At 73.9% G+C, this 19,408-nt stretch carries 18 protein-coding genes and 1 tRNA gene; 9 read left to right on the forward strand and 10 right to left on the reverse strand.

The features are described from left to right. The first annotated feature begins 57 nt into the window (after positions 1-57). The 3 genes from ABZ495_RS02135 to ABZ495_RS02145 all read left to right on the forward strand — a co-directional run bounded on the left by ABZ495_RS02135 (position 58) and on the right by ABZ495_RS02145 (position 3,649). On the forward strand, positions 58-2,856 hold the full coding sequence (locus ABZ495_RS02135; RefSeq protein WP_359833995.1) for an AAA family ATPase: 2,799 nt from the start codon (positions 58-60) through the stop codon (positions 2,854-2,856). Positions 2,857-2,886: 30 nt separating this feature from the next. Further along, positions 2,887-3,027, forward strand: coding sequence for a hypothetical protein (locus ABZ495_RS02140; RefSeq protein WP_359833996.1), 141 nt, complete (start codon positions 2,887-2,889; stop codon positions 3,025-3,027). A gap of 235 nt (positions 3,028-3,262) precedes the next feature. Further along, on the forward strand, positions 3,263-3,649 hold the full coding sequence (locus tag ABZ495_RS02145) for a MerR family transcriptional regulator (RefSeq protein WP_359833998.1): 387 nt from the start codon (positions 3,263-3,265) through the stop codon (positions 3,647-3,649). Positions 3,650-3,723: 74 nt separating this feature from the next. On the opposite strand, the gene ABZ495_RS02150 is transcribed toward ABZ495_RS02145, so the two are convergent. From ABZ495_RS02150 to ABZ495_RS02165, 4 genes are all read right to left on the reverse strand, one after another. Then, positions 3,724-4,872: a transposase gene (locus ABZ495_RS02150; RefSeq protein WP_352290566.1), complete on the reverse strand. Its 1,149-nt coding sequence runs from the start codon at positions 4,870-4,872 to the stop codon at positions 3,724-3,726. A gap of 240 nt (positions 4,873-5,112) precedes the next feature. Next, a complete protein-coding gene (locus ABZ495_RS02155) occupies positions 5,113-6,003 on the reverse strand; it encodes a TetR family transcriptional regulator (protein WP_359834000.1) in 891 nt (296 codons plus the stop codon). A gap of 221 nt (positions 6,004-6,224) precedes the next feature. Further along, on the reverse strand, positions 6,225-7,208 hold the full coding sequence (locus ABZ495_RS02160) for an NAD-dependent epimerase/dehydratase family protein (protein WP_359834002.1): 984 nt from the start codon (positions 7,206-7,208) through the stop codon (positions 6,225-6,227). Then, a complete protein-coding gene (locus ABZ495_RS02165; RefSeq protein WP_329488588.1) occupies positions 7,205-7,831 on the reverse strand; it encodes a ScbR family autoregulator-binding transcription factor in 627 nt (208 codons plus the stop codon). The genes ABZ495_RS02160 and ABZ495_RS02165 overlap by 4 nt, the downstream gene beginning before the upstream one ends. A 121-nt stretch (positions 7,832-7,952) precedes the next feature. Between ABZ495_RS02165 and ABZ495_RS02170 the strand changes: the two genes are divergently transcribed. Further along, positions 7,953-8,900, forward strand: coding sequence for a ScbA/BarX family gamma-butyrolactone biosynthesis protein (locus ABZ495_RS02170; protein ID WP_359834004.1), 948 nt, complete (start codon positions 7,953-7,955; stop codon positions 8,898-8,900). 279 nt (positions 8,901-9,179) lie between these two features. Here the strand turns inward: ABZ495_RS02170 and ABZ495_RS02175 are convergent. The 3 genes from ABZ495_RS02175 to ABZ495_RS02185 all read right to left on the reverse strand — a co-directional run bounded on the left by ABZ495_RS02175 (position 9,180) and on the right by ABZ495_RS02185 (position 11,059). After that, positions 9,180-9,253 (reverse strand) — tRNA-Pro (locus ABZ495_RS02175). A gap of 100 nt (positions 9,254-9,353) precedes the next feature. Continuing rightward, positions 9,354-10,295: a metallophosphoesterase gene (locus ABZ495_RS02180; protein WP_329488537.1), complete on the reverse strand. Its 942-nt coding sequence runs from the start codon at positions 10,293-10,295 to the stop codon at positions 9,354-9,356. Between the two features lie 131 nt (positions 10,296-10,426). Continuing rightward, positions 10,427-11,059 (reverse strand): CGNR zinc finger domain-containing protein, encoded by a 633-nt coding sequence (locus ABZ495_RS02185; protein WP_359834006.1) that lies wholly within the window; start codon positions 11,057-11,059, stop codon positions 10,427-10,429. A gap of 130 nt (positions 11,060-11,189) precedes the next feature. On the opposite strand from ABZ495_RS02185, the gene ABZ495_RS02190 reads away from it, so the two are divergent. Next, on the forward strand, positions 11,190-11,645 hold the full coding sequence (locus ABZ495_RS02190) for a GatB/YqeY domain-containing protein (protein WP_329488535.1): 456 nt from the start codon (positions 11,190-11,192) through the stop codon (positions 11,643-11,645). A 235-nt stretch (positions 11,646-11,880) separates the two neighbouring features. On the opposite strand, the gene ABZ495_RS02195 is transcribed toward ABZ495_RS02190, so the two are convergent. Beyond that, a complete protein-coding gene (locus ABZ495_RS02195) occupies positions 11,881-14,133 on the reverse strand; it encodes a transglycosylase domain-containing protein (protein WP_359804118.1) in 2,253 nt (750 codons plus the stop codon). A 522-nt stretch (positions 14,134-14,655) separates the two neighbouring features. On the opposite strand from ABZ495_RS02195, the gene ABZ495_RS02200 reads away from it, so the two are divergent. After that, positions 14,656-14,979 (forward strand): WhiB family transcriptional regulator, encoded by a 324-nt coding sequence (locus tag ABZ495_RS02200; RefSeq protein WP_033333275.1) that lies wholly within the window; start codon positions 14,656-14,658, stop codon positions 14,977-14,979. 219 nt (positions 14,980-15,198) lie between these two features. On the opposite strand, the gene ABZ495_RS02205 is transcribed toward ABZ495_RS02200, so the two are convergent. Together ABZ495_RS02205 and ABZ495_RS02210 are read right to left on the reverse strand one after the other, a co-directional pair. Further along, positions 15,199-16,326 (reverse strand): ArsA family ATPase, encoded by a 1,128-nt coding sequence (locus tag ABZ495_RS02205; protein WP_329492159.1) that lies wholly within the window; start codon positions 16,324-16,326, stop codon positions 15,199-15,201. A 167-nt stretch (positions 16,327-16,493) separates the two neighbouring features. Continuing rightward, on the reverse strand, positions 16,494-17,576 hold the full coding sequence (locus ABZ495_RS02210) for an ArsA-related P-loop ATPase (protein ID WP_359804119.1): 1,083 nt from the start codon (positions 17,574-17,576) through the stop codon (positions 16,494-16,496). A 209-nt stretch (positions 17,577-17,785) separates the two neighbouring features. Between ABZ495_RS02210 and ABZ495_RS02215 the strand changes: the two genes are divergently transcribed. From ABZ495_RS02215 to ABZ495_RS02225, 3 genes are all read left to right on the forward strand, one after another. After that, on the forward strand, positions 17,786-17,944 hold the full coding sequence (locus tag ABZ495_RS02215) for a DUF4177 domain-containing protein (RefSeq protein ID WP_094743074.1): 159 nt from the start codon (positions 17,786-17,788) through the stop codon (positions 17,942-17,944). Beyond that, complete coding sequence (locus ABZ495_RS02220; RefSeq protein WP_329488529.1) at positions 17,941-18,405, forward strand: RidA family protein; 465 nt, start codon at positions 17,941-17,943, stop codon at positions 18,403-18,405. Before ABZ495_RS02215 ends, ABZ495_RS02220 begins: the two co-directional genes overlap by 4 nt. Positions 18,406-18,468: 63 nt before the next feature. After that, positions 18,469-19,335 carry an NUDIX hydrolase gene (locus ABZ495_RS02225; protein WP_359804120.1) on the forward strand — a complete coding sequence of 289 codons (867 nt, stop codon included), beginning with the start codon at positions 18,469-18,471 and terminating at the stop codon, positions 19,333-19,335. The last annotated feature ends 73 nt before the right edge of the window (positions 19,336-19,408 follow it).

Genomic DNA, 19,408 nt, shown 5'->3' on the forward strand with positions numbered 1-19,408 from the left:
TAGAGGAGCGGGCGCACCGCCGGGGCCGTAGGTAGGCCACGCCAGTAGGGTCGGAGGATGGGGATGCTCTACGGGCGGGAACAGGAGCAGGCCGTCGTCGACGCGCTGCTCGACGGCGCGAAGGCGGGCCGCAGCGGGGTGCTGGTGCTGCGCGGCGAGCCGGGGATCGGCAAGACCGCGCTGCTGGAGTACGCGGTGGCGGCGGGCGGCGGCGCGTTCCGGGTGATCCGGGCGACCGGCGTCGAGTACGAGGCCGAACTCCCTTTCGCCGGGCTCAGTCTGCTGCTCGCCTCCGGGCTGGACCGGCTCGCCGCCCTGCCTGGTCCGCAACGGCGTTCCCTGGAGGGCGCGTTCGGACTGGGGGACGCCGCCGTACCGGCGCAGCCGGGCGGCGACCGGCTGCTCACCGGTCTCGCGACGCTCGGCCTGCTCGCCGAACTCGCCTCCGACCAGCCCCTGTTGTGTGTCGTCGACGATGTGCAGTGGCTGGACCGGGCCTCGCTGGACGCCCTGCTGCTCGCCGCCCGCAGGCTCCAGGCGGAGGGCGTCGCCCTCCTGCTCGCCACCCGGGACGCGGGCGCCTCCGGCACCTCCGGCGACGGTCTGCCGCCGACCGGCCTGCCCGAACTCCGGCTGGCCGGGCTCGCCGAGCCCGCCGCCGCCCTGCTGCTCGACTCCCGCACCGCGTCGGCGCTGACCGGCGACGTCCGCCGCAGGATGCTCGCCGAGTCCGCGGGCAACCCGCTGGCGCTCACCGAACTGCCCGTCCCGGTCGAGGGATCCGCCCCCGACCGGGCGGGGGCGGCCTCCGGCGGGCTGGCGCTCACCAGCCGTCTGCAGATCGCCTTCCACGGCCAGGTCACCGGTCTGCCGCCGGCCACCCAGACCCTACTTCTGGTCGCCGCCGCCGAGGAGAACGGTGACCTCGACGTCGTGCTGGCGGCCGCGGCCGCCCTCGGCGTGAGCGCCGACCACCTCGCCCCCGCCGAGGAGGCGGGTCTGGTCGCCCTGGGCGCCGACCGCCGCCTCGCGTTCCGGCACCCGCTGCTGCGCGCCGCGATCCTGCAACGCGCCCCGGTACAACAGCGTCTGACGGTCCACCGGGCCATCGGCGGAGCCCTGGAGAACGGCGACCGCCGGACCTGGCACCTGGCCCTCGCCGCCACCGCGCCCGACGCCGACCTCGCCGACGCCCTGGAGCGCACCGCCGTCAGCGCGGAGACCAGGGGCGCGCACGGCGGCGCCGCCGCCGCGTACGAGCGCGCCGCCCGGCTCACCCCCGACCGCGACGGCGCCACCCGGCGCCTGGTGCTGGCGGCCGAGGCCGCCACCGAGGAGGGCAAGCTGGCACAGGCCGAGGCGCTCGCCGATCAGGCCGGAGCCCGGACGGACAGCGTCTTCGCGCACGCCCTGCTGGACCAGGTCCGGGCCACCGCGCACTTCTGGCGCGGCTCCTACCCGGCGGCCTACCGGCTGCTGCTGGACGCGGCCGGTACGGACATCGAGGCGCCGCACGCCGCCCGGATGCTGCTCCAGGCCTTCCACGCGGCCTGGTACGCCGGCGAGGAGCCGGTGGTCGCCGTGCTCGACCGGCTCGCCGCGCTCCCGCTGGCCGAGGGGGATCCGCTCACCCCGCTCGCCCGCCACCTGTCGGCGGCCGTCCTGCCCGCGCTGGGCCGCCCGGCCCCGCCGCTGCCGGCCGCCCGCGACACCGCGGCGGCGGCCCGTCGGGCGGGCGCCGAGACGCCGAGCGACCTGGTCCAGCTCTGCGGGGTGACGCTGGTCCTCGGCCGGGACGCCGAAACGGTGGAACTCGGCGCCGAACTCGTCGCCGAGGCCCGGGCCAAGGGCACCGTCGGGGTGCTGCCCACGCTGCAGTTCTTCCTCGCCGAGGCGGAGCTGTTCCACGGGCGGCACCGCGACGCCGAGGTCACCGCCACCGAGGCCCTGGCCCTGGCCCGGGACACCGGCCAGCACCAGTGGGTCAGCCAACTCAGCGCCCTGCTCGGCTTCCTGGCCGCGCTGCGCGGCGCGGAGCAGGAGTGCGCCGCGCTCACCGCGACCGCGCGGACGGCGACGGCGCTCACCCATACCGACACGGGGGCGGGGCCCGGCGGCGGCGAACCCGCGCCCGCGCCCGGGGAGCCCTGGGCCCAGTGGGCGCTCGCCCTGCTCGACCTCGGCCGGGGCCGCGCCGCCGACGCCGCCGAGCGCCTTCAGGCGCTCACCACCGGCCCCTACCGCCACCACGTGGGCGCCACCCGGGCCGTCCCCGACCTGGTCGAGGCCGCCGTCCGGCTGGGCGCCCCGGAGCGGGCCGCCGAACCGTACGAGCGCTTCGCCCGCTGGGCGGGCGCCACCGCCGTGCCGTGGGCCGAGGCGCTGCGGCTGCGCTGCCAGGCACTGCTCGGGCCGGACGAACTCGCCGAGTCCGCCTACCGCGCGGCCCTCGACCTCCACGACGGCACCCACCGCCCCTTCGAGCAGGCCCGCACCGCGCTGCTCTACGGCGAGTGGCTGCGCCGCGAACGCCGACGCACGGACGCCCGCCCGCACCTGCGCGCCGCCCTGGAGACCTTCGAACTGCTCGCCGCCCACCCGTGGGCCGACCGCGCCCGCACCGAACTCACCGCCACCGGAGCCGGCGCCCCGGCCCCCGCCGACGCCCCGGTGGGGCCCCTGGCCACCCTCACCCCGCAGGAACTGCAGATCGTCCGGCTGGCGGCGCGGGGGCTCACCAACCGCGACATCGCGGCCCAGCTCTTCCTCAGCCCGCGCACGGTCGGCCACCACCTCTACAAGGCCTACCCCAAGCTCGGCGTCACCGCCCGCACCGACCTCCCGGACCTCCTCTGACGCTGCCCCCGCGGACCGGCGACGGCCGACGTGCCGGCAACTCGTCGGCGCCGCCGCTCCCGGCTCGGCAGCGCGGAGCAGGTGGGGATCTTCCGCCCCAGCAGCCGGACCTTCGCGCTGAGCAACGCGTACGCGGGGCAGCCGGATTCGGCGTTCCGGATCCTCGGCTGACGGATCGGCGCAGGCGCGAACGGTGGGCCGGGCGACCGGGACGGAGAGCGGTGCCCGTCCCGGCCACCCGGCTCTCTCCGCTGTCCGGCCGCCGCTTTCCCATGGGCCCGACGGGCCGTCAAATCACGTGTACTGCACCTGAGTCGGTGACTCGCTCCGCACGCGATCGGGTGTTCCCTTCGGCGTTACAATCACCGTCGGTGGGCGATGCGCGGCCGCGCGTTCGGAGGGTCACATGCGGATCGGTGAACTGTCGGCGCAGACCGGGGTCAGCGTCCGCCTGCTGCGGTACTACGAGGAGCAGGGGCTGCTGGAGACCCGCCGGCGCGACGGCGGCCACCGCCGGTACGGCGCCGACGCGCCGGTGGTCGTGCGCCGGATCCGGGCCCTGCTGGGCGCGGGGCTCTCGACCAGTGCCATCCGCGATGTGCTGCCCTGTGTGAGCGGTGAGAACACGGTGGACTCGTGCGTGCTGGAGGTGCTCGAAGACCGGCTGGCGGCGCTCGACCGGCAGTTGCTGGTCCTCGGGGCGAGCCGGGCCGCCCTGGCGGGCATGGTCGCGGCGGCCCGGGAGGCGGAGGCCGCGGCCCGGGAGGCGGAGGCCGCGGCGCTGGTGGCGTAGGGCGCCGGCGCTCCCGGAGCCGGCCCGCTGCCGCGCGGGCGGCCGGCCCCGGGTGGGCGGCGGTCGGGAGGGGGTCAGGCGGAGGTGCGGAACACCTCGCGAGCCGGCGTCCCGGTCAGGTCCGGCCGGTCGTGGCCGAGCGCGTACGCGGCCGAGACCATCGTCATGTGGTGGTGCCAGCCGAGGTAGGAACGGCCCGAGAAGTCCAGCAGGCCGAAGTCGGCGCCCAGCCGGTCCACGGCGTCCCGGGTGGTCGCCGCGGTGCCGAGCAGGGCGAGCACGGCGGGAGCGTCCTCGCTGAGGTTGGTCAGCCAGTACCGCCGGTCCCTGCCGCCGCGGGCGTCCTGCACCCAGAGCCGGTGGACGGGCGCGCCCTGGACGCCGGGGGTCAGGACCGGGACGCAGCGCAGCGTCGGCTGCGGGGTGCCGGGCGTGCGCGGCCGCTGGCGCGGGAGGAGCGACTCGACCGGCACGGCGTCCTGCTGGATCCGGCCGAACCGCCCGGTGGTGGCCTGCAGGACGGGGCGGACGGCCTGGTGCGGCCGGGCCTCCAGCAGGTACGGGACGCCCCGGCGGGCGAGCGCCGACATCAGCGGCGGCAGGTCGTCGACCACCGTGAGGTCCGCGACCAGCGGGGCGACGGGGAGGTGGGCGGCCAGCCGGTCGACCATGTCGAGCACCGTCCGGTCGGCCGGGCGCGGGGTGACGGAGTCCGGGATCCGGGCGCGGACCCGGCGGTCCCGGTCCTCCGTCCAGTCGGCGTCGAGCAGCAGCGACCAGTCGACCGGTACGGCGTGCCGGTCGGTGGCGATGAACATCCCGGCCGCGGCCTGGCACTTGATGGTGCGGCCGAACTCCGGGACGAAGCGGCGGTGGACGCCGACCGCCTGGTCGCCCCGCTTGGGGATGACCGCCAGGGTGGCCGTCCAGGCCCGTACCGGGCGCGGGCCGGTGGTGGTGAGGCGGGCCAGGGTGCGGCGGGCCGGCCGCCAGTCCCACGGGCTGCCGTTGATGAACTGCTGCAGCGAGAGCGCGGCGGTCCGGCTCGTGGTCAGGCTGGTGGCCATGTTCGACAACGACTTGCGGCCCGGTGCGGCGAGCAGGCCGCGTAGATAGGCGTGGGCCCAGCGGCGTTGGTCTATCCGGGGCAGGTGGGCGAAGACCTGCTCGGCGAACCGGGAGACCGATGCTTCGCCGGCCGGCGGCAGGTGTTGCGCGTCCATGTGAGCTCCCCGGGATCGTGAGGTGCCGTGAGTGCCGTCCCGGGAAGAATAGCGAACGATCGCTTTGTTTTGGGGGTCGAGGTGAGCGCTGGCACGATTCTGACAAGTTCGTATGCCGGGGTGTGTGCGCCCCGGCGCACACCTGCCATCGCAGGGCGCGGAGCATGGGGGTGCGCTGCTCCTGCGCCGGTACCGCGCCGGTGTCCGGCCCGGCCGCGGGGCGCGTACGGAGGGACGGCGTCAGGCCGAGGGGCCGGCCAGCGTGCGGTGCCAGAGCCTGCGGAGCCGCTGCCGGAGCTCGTCCCCGGTGGGGGCGGTCGCCCCGCCCACCGGCACGACGCCGCGCCGCAGGGCCTCCGAGCCCACCACGAGGCAGTGCACCAGGATTTCGAGGTCCTGCGCATCGGCGGCCACCGCCGTCGGGGCCATCCGGTCCCCGGGACCCTGCCCGTGGGGGGTGCGCTGTGCTGCGGTGTGCTGTCCGTCGGGGTCGCACTGTGCTGCGGGGCCCTGGGCTTCGAGGTCGTGCCGGGCCGCAGGGCCCTGCGGCCCGGGGCCGTTCGACCCGCCGGCCCGCGGCCTGGGGACGCCCGGCTGGTGCCGCGTCAGGTGCCCTCGCAGGACGGGGATCCAGCTGGCGTACCAGTTGTCGGCCGAGCCGGGCTGCTCCCAGGCCAGTCTGGCCGCCGCGCTGACGCTGGGCTCGTCCTGGAGCAGCCGGGTGAGCACGTCGGTCAGCCGCGCCACCTCGCCGGTGCCGCAGCCCGACGGGGCGCTGTCGGCCCCGCCGGGGCTGTCGCGGGCCGGAGGCCCGCCGTCCGCTCTCGCGTCACCCGCCGGGGCCCTGTCGCCCGCCGTGGCCCCGCCCTCCGCCGGGCCCCCGTCCTCCGCCGTTCTGCCGCCCTCCGCCGGGCCCCCGAGGGCGGCCCGGGTGAGCTCGACGGCGTCCGCGCGGACGGCGTCCGCCAGGCTGGCCTTGGTGGGGAAGTGGAAGGTCAGCGCGCCCATCGTGACCCCGGCCGCCCGGCTGACCCGGGAGAGCGAGGTGCCGGCGTAGCCGTGCTGGTCGAACTCGCCCGCGGCGGCCCGCAGCAGGGCCCGTCGGGTGTGCTGGGCGCGTTCCTGTTTCATCGCCCACCGCCGTCGGGGAGGGCTGCTCTGGCGCACCGGCCGAGCGTCGGCACCGGCTCCGCGGCCTGGAGCGGGGGACTGACGAACCGCATGAGCGGGAGTGGCTCCTTCGAGCAGACGGAGCGGGGCGGGCGGAAGGCCGGGACCCCTGCGTCGGTCCGAGCCGATCCGACGGAGTCCCGACGCTACGCGGAGCGGGCCGCATACGCACCGCTCGGCCGTCATCCGCTTGCAGCTTTGGCAACTCCCTCGGAACTCCGTTCGGTGGCCGTGGCGTCCGTCCGCGCGAGGTGGTCCCGGTACCAGGGCGCGGCCGCGGCGAGCCGGTGCAGCGGTCCCGGCCCGGGATCGGTGCCGGTCGACCGCCAGATCTCCGTGCTGCGGTACCAGTGGTCCTGGGCCAGCAGCGCGAACTGCCGCTCGCTGAACACCCCGGGCGCCCGCCGCAGTTCGGCCAGGCAGCGCTCCCAGGGCCAGTCCTGGCCGGGGGTCGGCGGCAGTACCCCGTGCTCGGCCAGGGCGTCCAACAGGGCGGCGCTGCGGACGGGTTCGGGGTGGCCGGCGTGGTGGACCCCGCTCGGTGGCCGTTCCGGCCCGAGGGCCAGCCCGGCGACGAGCCGGGCCAGGTCCTCCACCGCGACCAGCGAGAGCAGGGCCGCGCCGCCGTCCCACCGGGCCGGCACCCGCCGGGTGAGTTCGGCCAGGCAGGGCACGACCCAGCGGTCCCCGGCACCCAGCACCAGCGGCGCGCGCAGCACCACCGCGCCGGCGTCGAGCGCCGCGCGCTCCCCGATCAGCCTGGTCCGGCTGGCCGCCGAGACGGGCGCCGGCGTCACCCCGTCCACGTCGATGCCCCGGTGCGGGCCGGGGCCGTACACGGCGGTGGTGGAGAGGTGGACGATCCGCCCCACGCCCGCCCGGGCGGCCTCCGCGAGCAGCGCCCGGGTGCCGAGCACGTTGACCGCCGCGCAGGCGTCTTCGTCACCGGAGACGGCGGCGGCGAGGTGGACCAGGACGTCGGCGCCGTCGGCCGCGCCGCGCAGGGTCGCCGGGTCGGTGAGGTCCGCCGCGACCCGGACCGTCCCGGGCGGCGCGGCGGAGCGGGCGACGGCCCGGATCACGCCGGTCTCCGGCCGGGCGCGCAGCGCGGCGAGCACCGCGGAGCCGATGAAGCCGCCGGCCCCGGTCAGCAGGATGCGCGTCACGCCCGGTGCCCGCGCTCCGCGAGGACGCCCCGCAGGGTCTTCACGACCGGCGCGGTCGCGATCCCGGGCAGCAGGTACCACCAGAGCCGGGCGATCCGCTCCGGCAGGTCGGCGCGGTTGCTGCGCAGGTGGGACATGACCTGGGTGCCGGTGTAGGCCCCGACCAGGACCTGGGAGAACTCCGCCGAGTCGACGTCGGGCAGCAGCTCACCGGCCTTGCGGGCCTCCTCCAGCTCGGCGCAGAACTGCTCGGCCCACATCTCGTACGGCCGGACGTCCCGCAGGCCGAGCTGGCCCTGCTCGACGGCGAGCGTGACGCCCGCGCGCAGCAGCACGTTCTCCCGCAGCTCGTCGGCCAGGTACAGGTTGAGGTCGAGGAGCTGACGCAGACCGGCCGGCCGGTCCGGCAGTTCCAGGTCGGCGGCCTGCTCGTCCATCACCGCCTTGGCCAGTTCCTCCTTCGACCGGAAGTGGAAGTACATTGCGCCTTGGGTGGTGCCCGCCTGTGTGATGATCTTGTTGACGCTTGAGCCGCTGAACCCGTACTCGTCGAAGACCTGTGCGGCGGCCCTCAGGATCGTCCCGCGGGTGCGTACGGCTCGGTCCTGCTTCGCTCGCGTCACAGTGACTCCAAACTCCTCGACAAACAAAAAGAACGACCTCTACGTTATTTGCAGCGGGGCCCGGCGTACACAACGGAGGCTCCACCAACCACGCCAGTGGCCATTCTGGGGGAGTGCACACATGTATCGCACAGACCACGGCAGCACCATGACTGCTGCGACCACCGTGCCCAAGGAACTCGTCCACAAGCGCGCGGCCGAAGAAGTGCTGCTGACCGGCTGGGAGACCACCGGTCCGGACGCCTACCGGGTAACCGCCCGCTGGCCCCGCGATCGCGCCGACAGCGGGCTCTACGACCCGATGCTGCTGGTCGAGACGGTCCGGCAGAGCTTCCCGCTGCTCTCCCACGCCGCCTTCGACGTCCCGCTCGGGCACCACCTCGTCTGGGACCGGTTCAGCTTCGCACTGGTCCCCGAGCTGCTCCTGGCCGACCGCCCCGCCGAGCGGGACGGCGACGAGGTCCAGCTGGACGTGGTCTGCCAGGACGTGGTCCGCCGCGGCAACCGGGTCTGCGCCCTCACCCTCTCCTACATGGTGAGCCGGGCCGGCGAGCCGCTCGCCACCGCCCAGACCCGCTTCACCGTCCAGGCCCCGGCCATCTACCGGCGGCTGCGCGGGGACCACGCCGACGCCGCCACGGCGATGGCACGCGCCGTGCCGCCCGGGCCCCCGATACGCACCGCGAGACCCGATGCCACCACCTCGCAGGACGTCGCCCTCTCCGCCACCGACCACGCCCGGCGCTGGCAGCTGCGGGTCGACACCTCCCACCCGGTCTACTTCGACCACCCCGTCGACCACGCGCCCGGCGCCCTGCTCCTCGACGCCTGCCGCCAGGCCGCCCAGGCCCTCTGCTCCCCGGCCCCCGTCCTGGCGGTCGCCATGGAGTGCGTCTTCACCAGCTACGTCGAACTCGACGAGCCCTGCCTGGTCGAGGCCGCCCGCCTGGCCCGCGACCCGGCCGGCCGCGACCGCATCGGCGTGACCCTCCACCAGGGCCCCGACGACGCCACCTCCTGCTCCACCGTCGTCACCGTCGTCCCCCACCCCGACGCCCCCACCCACTGACCCGCGCGGCCGGCGCCGTCGAGCAGATCACCACCGCCACGGAGAACGAACGGGCCCACCCGGCCCGTACCCCCGGCGACGATCCACTCGACGGCCACCCCGCCCGTGGCGCACGTCACGGGAGTCCCGCCCCCGATTCCACTCCTGAGGACGGGTCAGCCACCGCCCACCGGGAGCCGCCCCGGCCGGCGGCCTCTCCCGGATTCCCGAGCCCCCCGGGAAAAGCAGTCAGGGCCGGTGACCCTTACGGGTCACCGGCCCTGAGCTGGTGTTACTGGGTCGGGGTGGCGGGATTTGAACCCACGGCCTCTTCGTCCCGAACGAAGCGCGCTACCAAGCTGCGCCACACCCCGGTCCTGCGGTTTGTTGCTCCGTCTCCTTCGCAACGAGTAGAACTCTACCGGACGCTTGCCGAGAGACGAAATCCGATTCCCCGGGGGGCTCCGCCGCAGGTCAGCGGGAGGGGGTGAGGGTGAGGAGGGTGGCCTCGGGCGGGCAGGCGAAGCGGACGGGGGTGTAGCGGTTGGTGCCGCAGCCGGCCGAGACGTGGAGGAAGGCGCGGCGGCCGCCGGCCTGGTGGGTGGAGAGGCCCTTGACCCGCTTGGAGTCGATGTCGCAGTTGGTGACCAGGGCGCCGTAGAAGGGGACGCAGAGCTGGCCGCCGTGGGTGTGGCCGGCCAGGATCAGCGGGTAGCGGTCGGCGGTGAAGGCGTCCAGGACGCGCAGGTAGGGCGCGTGCACGATGCCCAGCGAGAGGTCGGCGTCGGCGGACGGGCCGCCGGTGACCTCGCTGTAGCGGTCGCGGCGGATGTGCGGGTCGTCCAGGCCGGTGAACTCGAGGTCGAGGCCGCCGATGTTCAGCCGGCCGCGGGTGTTGGTGAGGTCGAGCCAGCCGGCCGCGTCGAAGCCGTCGCGCAGCTTCTCCCACGGGTTGTGCACGGCGCCGGTGATGCCGCGCCGCGCGGTGCCGTCGGGGTTGTTCATCCCGTGGGCGCCGCTGCGCATCGCCTGGAGGTAGCGGGCCGGGTTCTTGCGGGCCGGGCCGTAGTAGTCGTTCGAGCCGAAGACGTAGACCCCGGGGAAGTCCATCAGTGGCCCGAGCGCGTCGAGCGTGGCGGGGACGCCGAGCGGGTCGGAGAGGTTGTCGCCGGTGTTGACCACCAGGTCGGGCCGGAGTCCGGCGAGGCTCTGCAGCCAGCGCTGCTTCTTGCCCTGGCCGCTCACCATGTGGATGTCCGAGACCTGCAGTACCCGGAGGGGGCGGGCGCCCTTGGGCAGGACGGGGACCTCGACCCGGCGGAGCCGGAAGGAACGGACCTCGTACCCGGCGGAGTAGGCGAGGCAGGCGGCGCCGGTGGCGGCGATTCCGAGGGGGACGGAGTACAGCGGTCGCATCGCTCCATGCTCTCAGACGGTGGATCAGCCGGTGAACGTCCGGTGGGCCGGGAAGGACACGCCGCTGTGGTCCGAATGCCTGTGCCGCCACCTGCGCCGGACCGTGCCGCCGCCCCGGTCGGCCCGGCCGGTCAGGCCGACCCGGTGGCGGGGTCCGTCCGCTCGGCCTCGTCGCGTCGGGCCCGGAGGGCGCGGACCTTGTGCAGGTTGCCGCAGTGCTCCATCGAGCACCAGCGCCGCCGGCCGGGCCGCGAGGTGTCGACGAAGATCAGGCGGCAGTTGTGGCCGCCGCACTCCCGGACCCGGTCCGCGTAGGGGCCGGTGAGCAGGGTGATGGCGTCACGGGCGAGGGCGGAGAGGACCTGGTCGCCGTCGGCCGGCAGCGGGGCGGCGGCCGCGCCGTCCGGGCCGATCTGCGGGACGAGCGGCGGGTGGGCGGCGGCGCGGTTGAGTACGGCGTAGTCCGCCCCGGCCCCCGCCTCGCCGTGTGCCCGGGCCGCCGCGAGGCGCCAGAGCGCGTCCCGCAGGGTCCGGGTGGCGGTCAGCTGCCCCACGTCGACGCGGACGCCCTCCTCGGGGAGTTCCAGCCGGGACAGCTCCAGCCACCGGGTGAGGTCCTCGGGGTGGTGCAGCACCTCGTACCGGGCGTAGTCGCCGGGGCCGCCGGTGGTGAGGAGCTCCAGGCAGAGCGCGCCGGGGTCGAAGAGGTAGCGCGCACCTCCGGGAGTGTGCAGCACCAGTCCGGTCGCCCGTTCGTCAGTCATGTAACCACTATAAAGAGTTACCAGGCGGGTGCGAGGAGCCTCCCGCGACCGCGGCCCGTGCGCGCTCCACCGCCGATGCTCCGGCGTTAATGGCGGGCAGCCGATCGCCGCAGGTGGGAGACTCTGGGCCATGACCACGCTCAAGGAGCAGTTGCACCAGGACCTCACGGCCGCGATCCGGGACCGGGACGAGCTGCGCTCGGCCACCATCCGGCTGACGCTCTCCGCCATCACCAGCGAGGAGGTGGCCGGCAAGGAGAAGCGGGAGCTCTCGGACGCCGAGGTGCTGAAGGTGCTGGCTCGCGAGGCGAAGAAGCGCCGGGAGGCGGCCGAGGCGTTCGACGCCGCCGACCGGACGGAGCAGGCCGCGCGGGAGCGGGCCGAGGGGGAGTTGCTGGCGGGGTACCTGCCCAAGCAGCTGTCCGACGAGGAGCTGACGGCGATCGTGGCCGCCGCCGTCGCGGAGAGCGGCGCGACCGGCCCGCAGGGCATGGGCGCCGTGATGAAGCTGGTGAAGCCGAAGGTGGACGGCCTGGCCGAGGGCGGCCGCGTCGCCGCCGCGGTCAAGGCCGCGCTCACCGGCTGACGGCCTCGACGGCCTCGACGGCCTCGACGGCCCCGACGGCCCCGACGGCCGACCGGCCGGGCGGGCGCCGGCGACACGGCCCCCGCGACGCGCCGCACGGACGCGCCGCGCGAAGACGCCGCCGCACCACCCCGCACAACAAGAGGGGCGCCCTCCGAGCAGATCGCTCGGAGGGCGCCCCTCTCGGTGCCCCAGGCTGTCGGCCGGTCAGGGCGGGTCGGTCAGGGCGGGCCGGTCAGTGCCGACCGCCGTTCCCATTCCCGTTGCCATTGCCGTTCCCGCCGCCGATGATCCCCGGCGGGAAGGTGAAGCCGCCGCCGATCATCCCGCCGGCGTTGGTGGCGCCGCCGGGGTTGCCGCCCGGCTGGCCGCCGGGGTTCCCGCCCGGGGTGCCGCCACCGGCCGCGGCGGCGTCGCCCGCCGGCGGCGTGGCCGGCGCGGTCGCGTTCGGGTCGGGCTTGGGCGCCGGGTCCGGGATGTTGATGGTCTGGATCTGGTCCTTCGGCGAGCCCTTGAGCGCCTGGTTCATCGCCAGCTGCCAGATCGGGCCGGGGCCGTCGGCGCCGAAGACCTCGGGGAAGTACTTGCCGCCGATGGTGATGTTCTTCATCTTCACGCCGCCGGCCGGGCCGCCGAGCCAGACCGAGGTGGCGAGGGACGGGGTGTAGCCGCTGAACCAGGCGGCCTTCTTCTCGTCGGTGGTACCGGTCTTGCCGGCGATCTGGCGGCCGTCCTCCAGGCCGAGGGCGGCCGCGGTGCCCTTCTCGGTCACGTTGAGCAGGACGGTGTTGAGGGCGTCCGCGGTCTGCTCGGAGAAGGCCTGGCTGCAGGTGGACTGCGGGACCTTGACGTCCTTGCCGTCGACCGTGCTGATCTTGTTGATCGCGATCGGGGTGCAGTACTTGCCGCGCGCGGCGAAGGTCGCGTAGACGTTCGCCATGGTCAGCGGCGAGAGCTCCTGGGTGCCGAGGACCATCGAGGGCACCTCCTGGAACGCGTCGCCCTTCGCGGACTGGGTGATGCCGAGCTTGTTGGCCATCTGCTTCATCGCGCAGAGGCCGACCTGCTGCTCCATCTGCACGAAGTAGGTGTTCACCGACAGTGCCATGGCCTGCTTGAGCTCGTACGGGCCGACCTCGGAGGTGGACTCGTTCTTCACCGTCGCCTTGGGCTTGTCGGTGTTCTTCCAGGTGCCCGCGCAGGTGGACATCGACGGGTAGTCGATCTTGTTCTCGGACGGGAACGGCTGGGTGGGGGACATCCCCGACTCCAGCGCGGCCGCGGCCAGGATCGGCTTGAAGGTCGATCCGGTCTGGAAGCCGTTGCCGCCGCCCATCGCCGCGTCGACGTTGAGGTTGACGACGGTCTGGTTCTTGTTGGGGTCCAGGCCGTAGGGGCGGGTCTGGGCCATCGCCAGGATCTTGCCGCTGCCCGGCTCCATCATGGTCGCGGCGGCCGACACCGAGTCGGTGACCTTGACCTTGGAGGTCACCGCGTTCTGGGCGGCGGCCTGCTTGTCCGGGTCCAGGGTGGTGTAGATGTTGAGTCCGCCCTGGTCCCAGAACTTCTTCCGGTCCGCGACGCTCTTGCCGAACGCCGGGTCCTGCTTGACCACGTGCCGGACGTAGTCGCAGAAGAAGCCCATGCCCGCCTGGGCGGTGATGCAGCCGTTCTGCGGGTCCTTGTACTTCAGACCCAGCGGCGCGGCCTTGGCCTCCTTGGCCTGGTCCGCAGTGATGTGCTTGTTCTCGACCATCTTGTCGAGCACCACGTTCCGGCGCTTCACCGTGTTCTCGGGGTAGCGCACCGGGTCGTACTGCGACGGGTTCTGCACCATGCCGGCCAGCGTGGCGGCCTCGGCGACGGTGAGGTCCTTGTTGTTCTTGCTGAAGTAGCGCTGGGCCGCGGCCTCGACCCCGTAGGCCTGGTGGCCGTAGAAGGTGATGTTGAGGTAGTTGGTGAGGATCTGGTCCTTGGTCAGGTCCTCCTCCAACTTGATCGCGACCTTCAGCTCCTGGACCTTGCGCCCGAGCGTCTTGCGCTGCGCGTCCAGGACGGCGGCCTGGTCGTCGCCGGCCTTCTCCACGTTGACGTTCTTCACGTACTGCTGGGTCAGCGTCGAGGCGCCCTGGGAGGCGGTGCCGCTCTCCGCGTTCTTGCTGACCGCGCGCAGCACGCCCTTGAGGTCGACGGCGCCGTGCTCGTAGAAGCGCGCGTCCTCGATGTCGACCTGCGCCTGGCGCATGTAGGGGGACATCTGGTCCGCCGTGAGCACCGTGCGGTCGCGCTCGTAGACCTTGGCGATCAGCCCGCCCTTGGCGTCGAAGATCTGCGTGGCCTGCGTCAGCGGCGGGGTCTTGAAGTCGTCGGGGATGTCGTCGAAGCTCTCCGCCGTGCTCTTGGCGGTCAGCCCGAGCGCGCCGACGGCGGGCAGGGCCATGCCGGCCAGCAGTACTCCGGAGAGCACGCTGACCCCCAGGAACTTCACTCCGTGTCCCGCGAAGTCGAGCGGTGACCCGCGGCGCCGGCCGCTCGGAGCTCCGGGGTTGCCTGGGGGCTGGGGTGCCTGGGGGCGCTTCGGTGCCATGGGGAGAACCCTACGTCGCCGAATCCCGTACATAGGGGCAGGTGTTCGCCTAGGCTTGTCACAAGCTTGCGACAGCTTCGGTGCGTCAACGTCACTCACTCTTGTGAGTGATGAGGATTGCCCGAATTGCCCCTCTCTGGCCGGTTTTTGAGGCAGCTGTTGGCAGCTGTCCACCCCCTTTTGGTGGCTCTCCGTAACGGCTCGCGTGGCGAGAGTTCCCCCGGGTTTCTTGGCAAGGCTTGCGACCTGCGATCACTCCAACGAGTGAGCTGACCGATACCCATAGTCCGATCGGGTCATTCGAGATTGAGCCCGAAGGGGCTGTTGCAAGCTGTCGTTCTTCCGTAACGTCCTCAACTGGCAACGGTGAATATGCCGTTGCCGCCGTGGGGGAGCCTCGATTCGGGAGAGGACGGCGCCGGCATGGGCTGGGTAGACGACTGGAGTGCGCAGGCCGCCTGCCGCACTAGTGATCCGGACGAACTGTTCGTCCAGGGGGCGGCGCAGAACCGCGCCAAGGCGGTGTGCAGCGGGTGCCCCGTTCGCACGGAGTGCCTGGCGGACGCACTGGACAACCGGGTGGAGTTCGGGGTCTGGGGCGGGATGACGGAGCGCGAGCGGCGGGCGCTGCTGCGCCGGCGGCCGACCGTGATGTCGTGGCGGCGGCTGCTGGAGACGGCCCGCACCGAGTACGAGGAGTCCCTCGCCACCGGTGTGATACTGACGGACTACGCCCAGGCGGGCTGAGCGACCTGCCTGGTGCTGAGCGACCCACACGGCGCTGAGCGACCAGCACGGTGCTGAGCGGCCCGCACGGCCGGGCACGGCGCCGGCGCCCCACGGGGGCCGGCAGGTCAGGGAGCCGACGGGCGCGACAGCCACCCGACGGCGGTTCACGAGCTGGACGGCAACGGTCCGGGAGCGACGCCACGGGGGAGCGGCGTCGCGGGGGCCGGTGCCGGGCCGCTACACGGCGCCGCTGAGGCGGTCACCGATCGCGCGCAGCCCGTCCAGGTCGTGCACGTCCCCGGGCAGCGCGGCGACCTCGACGATCGGCACGTCCGGGTAGACCGAGACGAAGCGGTCACGGGTGCGGCGCTCCCGCGACATGATCTGCATCCGCTCGGCGTGCAGCCGCAGCAGTCCCGCCGCGAGCAGCTCCGCCTCGGGTGACGTGTGCTCCGAGCCGTTCTCCTCCAGGGCCTCGGCCGCCGCCAGCGCACGTTCGGCGGTGAGCTGCGGGGCGCCCGTGCGGTGCACCCGGTTGAGGACCAGCCCGGCCAGCGGCATCCGGTCGGCGGCCAGCCGGTCGACGAAGTAGGCCGCCTCGCGCAGCGCGTCCCGCTCCGGCGCGGCCACCACCAGGAACGCCGTCCCCGGCGCCTTGAGCAGCTGGTACGTCCGGTCGGCGCGCTCGCGGAAGCCGCCGAACATCGAGTCCATCGCACTGACGAAGGTCTGTACGTCGGTCAGCAGCTGGGCGCCGAAGATCTTGCCCAGGGTGCCGGTGAGCAGGCCCATCCCGACGTTGAGGAACTTCATCGCGCTGCGTCCGCCGACCTTGGCCGGGGCGGTCAGGATCCGGATCACCTTGCCGTCGAGGAAGGACCCGAGCCGGTTCGGCGCGTCCAGGAAGTCCAGCGCGGAGCGGGACGGCGGGGTGTCGACGATGATGAGGTCCCACTCCTCGGCAGCGCGGAGCTGGCCGAGCTTCTCCATCGCCATGTACTCCTGCGTACCCGCGAAGCCGGCCGACAGGGACTGGTAGAACGGGTTCTCCATGATCGCCCGGGCCCGCTCGGGCTCGGCGTGGGCCAGCACGACCTCGTCGAAGGTCCGCTTCATGTCGAGCATCATGGCCTGGAGTTCGCCCTCACCCGTGACGCCCTTGACGACGCGGGGGGTGTTGTCGAGCTCGGTCAGGCCCATCGACTGGGCCAGCCGGCGGGCCGGGTCGATGGTCAGTACGACGACCTTGCGGCCGCGCTCGGCCGCCCGCAGTCCGAGCGCCGCGGCGGTGGTGGTCTTGCCGACGCCGCCCGAGCCGCAGCAGACGATGATCCTGGTCCCCGGGTCGTCGATCAGCCGGTCCATGTCGAGGTGGCTGCCCCGCTCGGTGCCGGTGTCCTGCCCGCTGCCCGCGCCCTGCTTGTCACCCACGCCCTGCCCGTCCTGCCCACCGTTCCCGCTCGCACCGCCGTTCGCACCGCCGTTCGCACCGCCGTTCGCACCGCCGTTCGCACCGCCGTTCGCACTCCCGCTCACGCCGCCCCCTGACGCTTCAGTTCGCCCGCCAGCCGGTACAGCCCGGCGAGGTCCACACCCTCGCCCAGCAGCGGGAGTTCGTAGCTCGGGAGCTTCAGCTGCTGCAGGTCGGCGCGCTGCTCGCGCTCCAGCTCCACCCGCTCGGCGTGCTCCCGGGCCTGTTCCAGCAGCGGGTCGAGCAGCGGGTCGACCGCCGCCCGGACGGTGTCCGGCTTGCGCGAGCGCCCGCCGAGGCCCGCCTCGCCGAGGGCCAGCGCGACCTCCTCGCGGTGGTCCCCGTCCACCGCGGCCACGGCCGCCGCGTCCAGCACCGGCGGCCGGACCATGTTCACCATCACCCCGCCGACCGGGAGGCCGGCCTCGCGCAGCTCGGTGAAGCCGTCCACGGTCTCCTGCACCGGCATCTCCTCCAGCAGGGTGACCAGGTGTACCGCGGTCTCCGGCGACTTCAGCACCCGCATCACGGCCTGTGCCTGGGTGTGGATCGGCCCGAACCGGGCCAGTCCGGCCACCTCGGAGTTCACGTTCAGGAAGCGGGTGAGCCGGCCGGTCGGCGGCGCGTCCATCACCACCGCGTCGTACGTGCGGCGCCCGTCCGGTGCCTTGCGCCGGGCCGCCTCGCAGGCCTTTCCGGTGAGCAGCACGTCCCGGACGCCGGGGGCGACGGTGGTGGCGAAGTCGACGAAGCCGACCTTCTGGAGCGCCTTCCCGGCCCGTCCGAGCTTGTAGAACATGTCGAGGTACTCCAGCAGCGCCTGCTCGGTGTCGATGGCCAGCGCGTACACCTCGCCGCTGCCGGACCCGGCGCCGCCCCTGCCGGGCAGCCCCAGCTGGGCGCGCGTGACGGACGCGATCCGGCGTTCCTCGTACGGCAGTGCGGCGATCCCGAACAGTTCGGCGATCCCCTGCCGGCCCTCCACTTCGATCAGCAGCGTCCGCCGCCCCTCGGCCGCGAGGGCCAGCGCCAACGCCGCGGCGAGGCTGGTCTTCCCGGTGCCGCCCTTGCCGCTGACCACGTGCAGCCGGACGCCCTCCCAGTCGGGATCACGCCGGGCCGCCTGGCCGGGGGTGCGTGCCACGCTCCGTCTCCGTCCGTCTCCGAGGGCCGAGGGGCCGTTCCGAGGGCCGCCACCGCGCAGGTGCCCTCCCGCGAGGGTAACCAGGGACCGCGCCGGATGCCGGGAGCATCGGGGAGGCCGGGCCTGAATCATGCCCGGATTGTGGGCCACCTCACACGCCGGTCCGCAGGCCGCCCCGTTCGCCCCCGCCGCTCGTCTAGAGTCTGGCCATGACCAAGTGGGAATACATGACGGCGCCCCTGCTCGTGCACGCCACCAAGCAGATCCTGGACAACTTCGGCGAGGACGGCTGGGAGCTCGTCCAGGTCGTGCCCGGCCCGAACCCGGAGCAGCTGGTGGCCTACTTCAAGCGGGAGAAGAACGCATGAGCAAGGTCGAGGAGAAGCTCGCCGAGCTCGGTCTGACCCTGCCGCCGGTGGCCGCGCCGGTCGCCGCCTACGTGCCGGCCCTGCGCTCGGGCGAGTTCGTCTTCACCTCCGGCCAGCTGCCGATGGTGGGCGGCAAGCTGCCGACCACCGGCAAGGTCGGCGCCGAGGTCACCCCGGAGGAGGCCAAGGAGCTCGCGCAGATCTGCGCGCTCAACGCGCTGGCCGCGGTGAAGTCGGTGGTCGGTGACCTGGACCTGATCGAGCGGGTCGTGAAGGTGGTCGGCTTCGTCGCCTCCGCCGCCGACTTCACCGGCCAGCCCGGCGTCATCAACGGTGCCAGCGAGCTGCTCGGCCAGGTGCTCGGCGAGGCCGGTGTGCACGCCCGCAGCGCGGTCGGCGTCACCGTCCTGCCGCTGGACGCCCCGGTCGAGGTCGAGCTGCAGGTCCGGGTCAAGGCCTGAGACCGATCACGAGGGTGGGGTCGGCCCTGTCCAACCCCGCCCTCGTGCGCTTAGCATCCGGGCATGGACCAGCGAGCAACGACGCTCCCGATGCCGCCCGGCTGGCCTGCCCGGATCCGGGCGGTCGAGTCCGGCGAGGTGATCCCGCCGGAGCCCCGGCCCTCCGCCACCGTGGTGCTGCTGAGGGACACGGCGACCGGGCCGGAGGCCTATCTGCTGCGCAGGCGCAGCTCGATGGCGTTCGCGGCGGGCATGTACGCCTATCCGGGTGGCGGGGTGGACCCGCGCGACGCCGAGGCCGAGCTCGGCTGGGCCGGGCCCGGCCCGCAGGAGTGGGCCGAGCGGCTCGGTGTGGACGCCCGGACCGCGCAGGCGGTGGTCTGCGCCGCCGTCCGCGAGACGTTCGAGGAGGCCGGAGTCCTGCTGGCCGGCCCGGACGCCGACAGCACCGCCGAACCCCGGGACTGGAGCGCGGAGCGCGCCGCCCTGGAGGCCCACGAGCTCTCCTTCGCCGACTTCCTCCGTGAGCACGGCCTGCTGCTCCGCAGCGACCTGCTGGCGGGCTGGGCCCGCTGGGTCACCCCGGCGTTCGAGGAGCGCCGGTACGACACCTGGTTCTTCGTCGCGGCCCTGCCGCCCGGTCAGCGGGCCGCGCTGGAGGTCGGCGAGGCCGACCGGGTCGCCTGGCTCTCTCCGGCCGAGGCCGTCCGGGGCCACGAGGACGGCGTGTTCGGGATGCTGCCGCCCACCGTGACCGTGCTGCGGGAGCTGCTGCCGGTGCGCAGCGCCGCGCAGGCGCTGGAGGCCGCGGCGGGGCGTTCGCTGCACCCGATCCTCGGCACCGCCGAGGTCCGGGGGGATCGAATGACGGTTCGATGGTCGGGGTATGAAGAGCTGACCATCGATGGAGACTTTCCCGAAGACCGCTGACGACCCGGACTTGGGGCACCCGGGGCCCGGCCCCCGGATCCCCGGCCTCCCGACCCTCCGAGCCGATGAACCG

Origin of the sequence: Kitasatospora sp. NPDC005748 (assembly GCF_040630735.1) — a bacterium.
Classification (GTDB): domain Bacteria; phylum Actinomycetota; class Actinomycetes; order Streptomycetales; family Streptomycetaceae; genus Kitasatospora.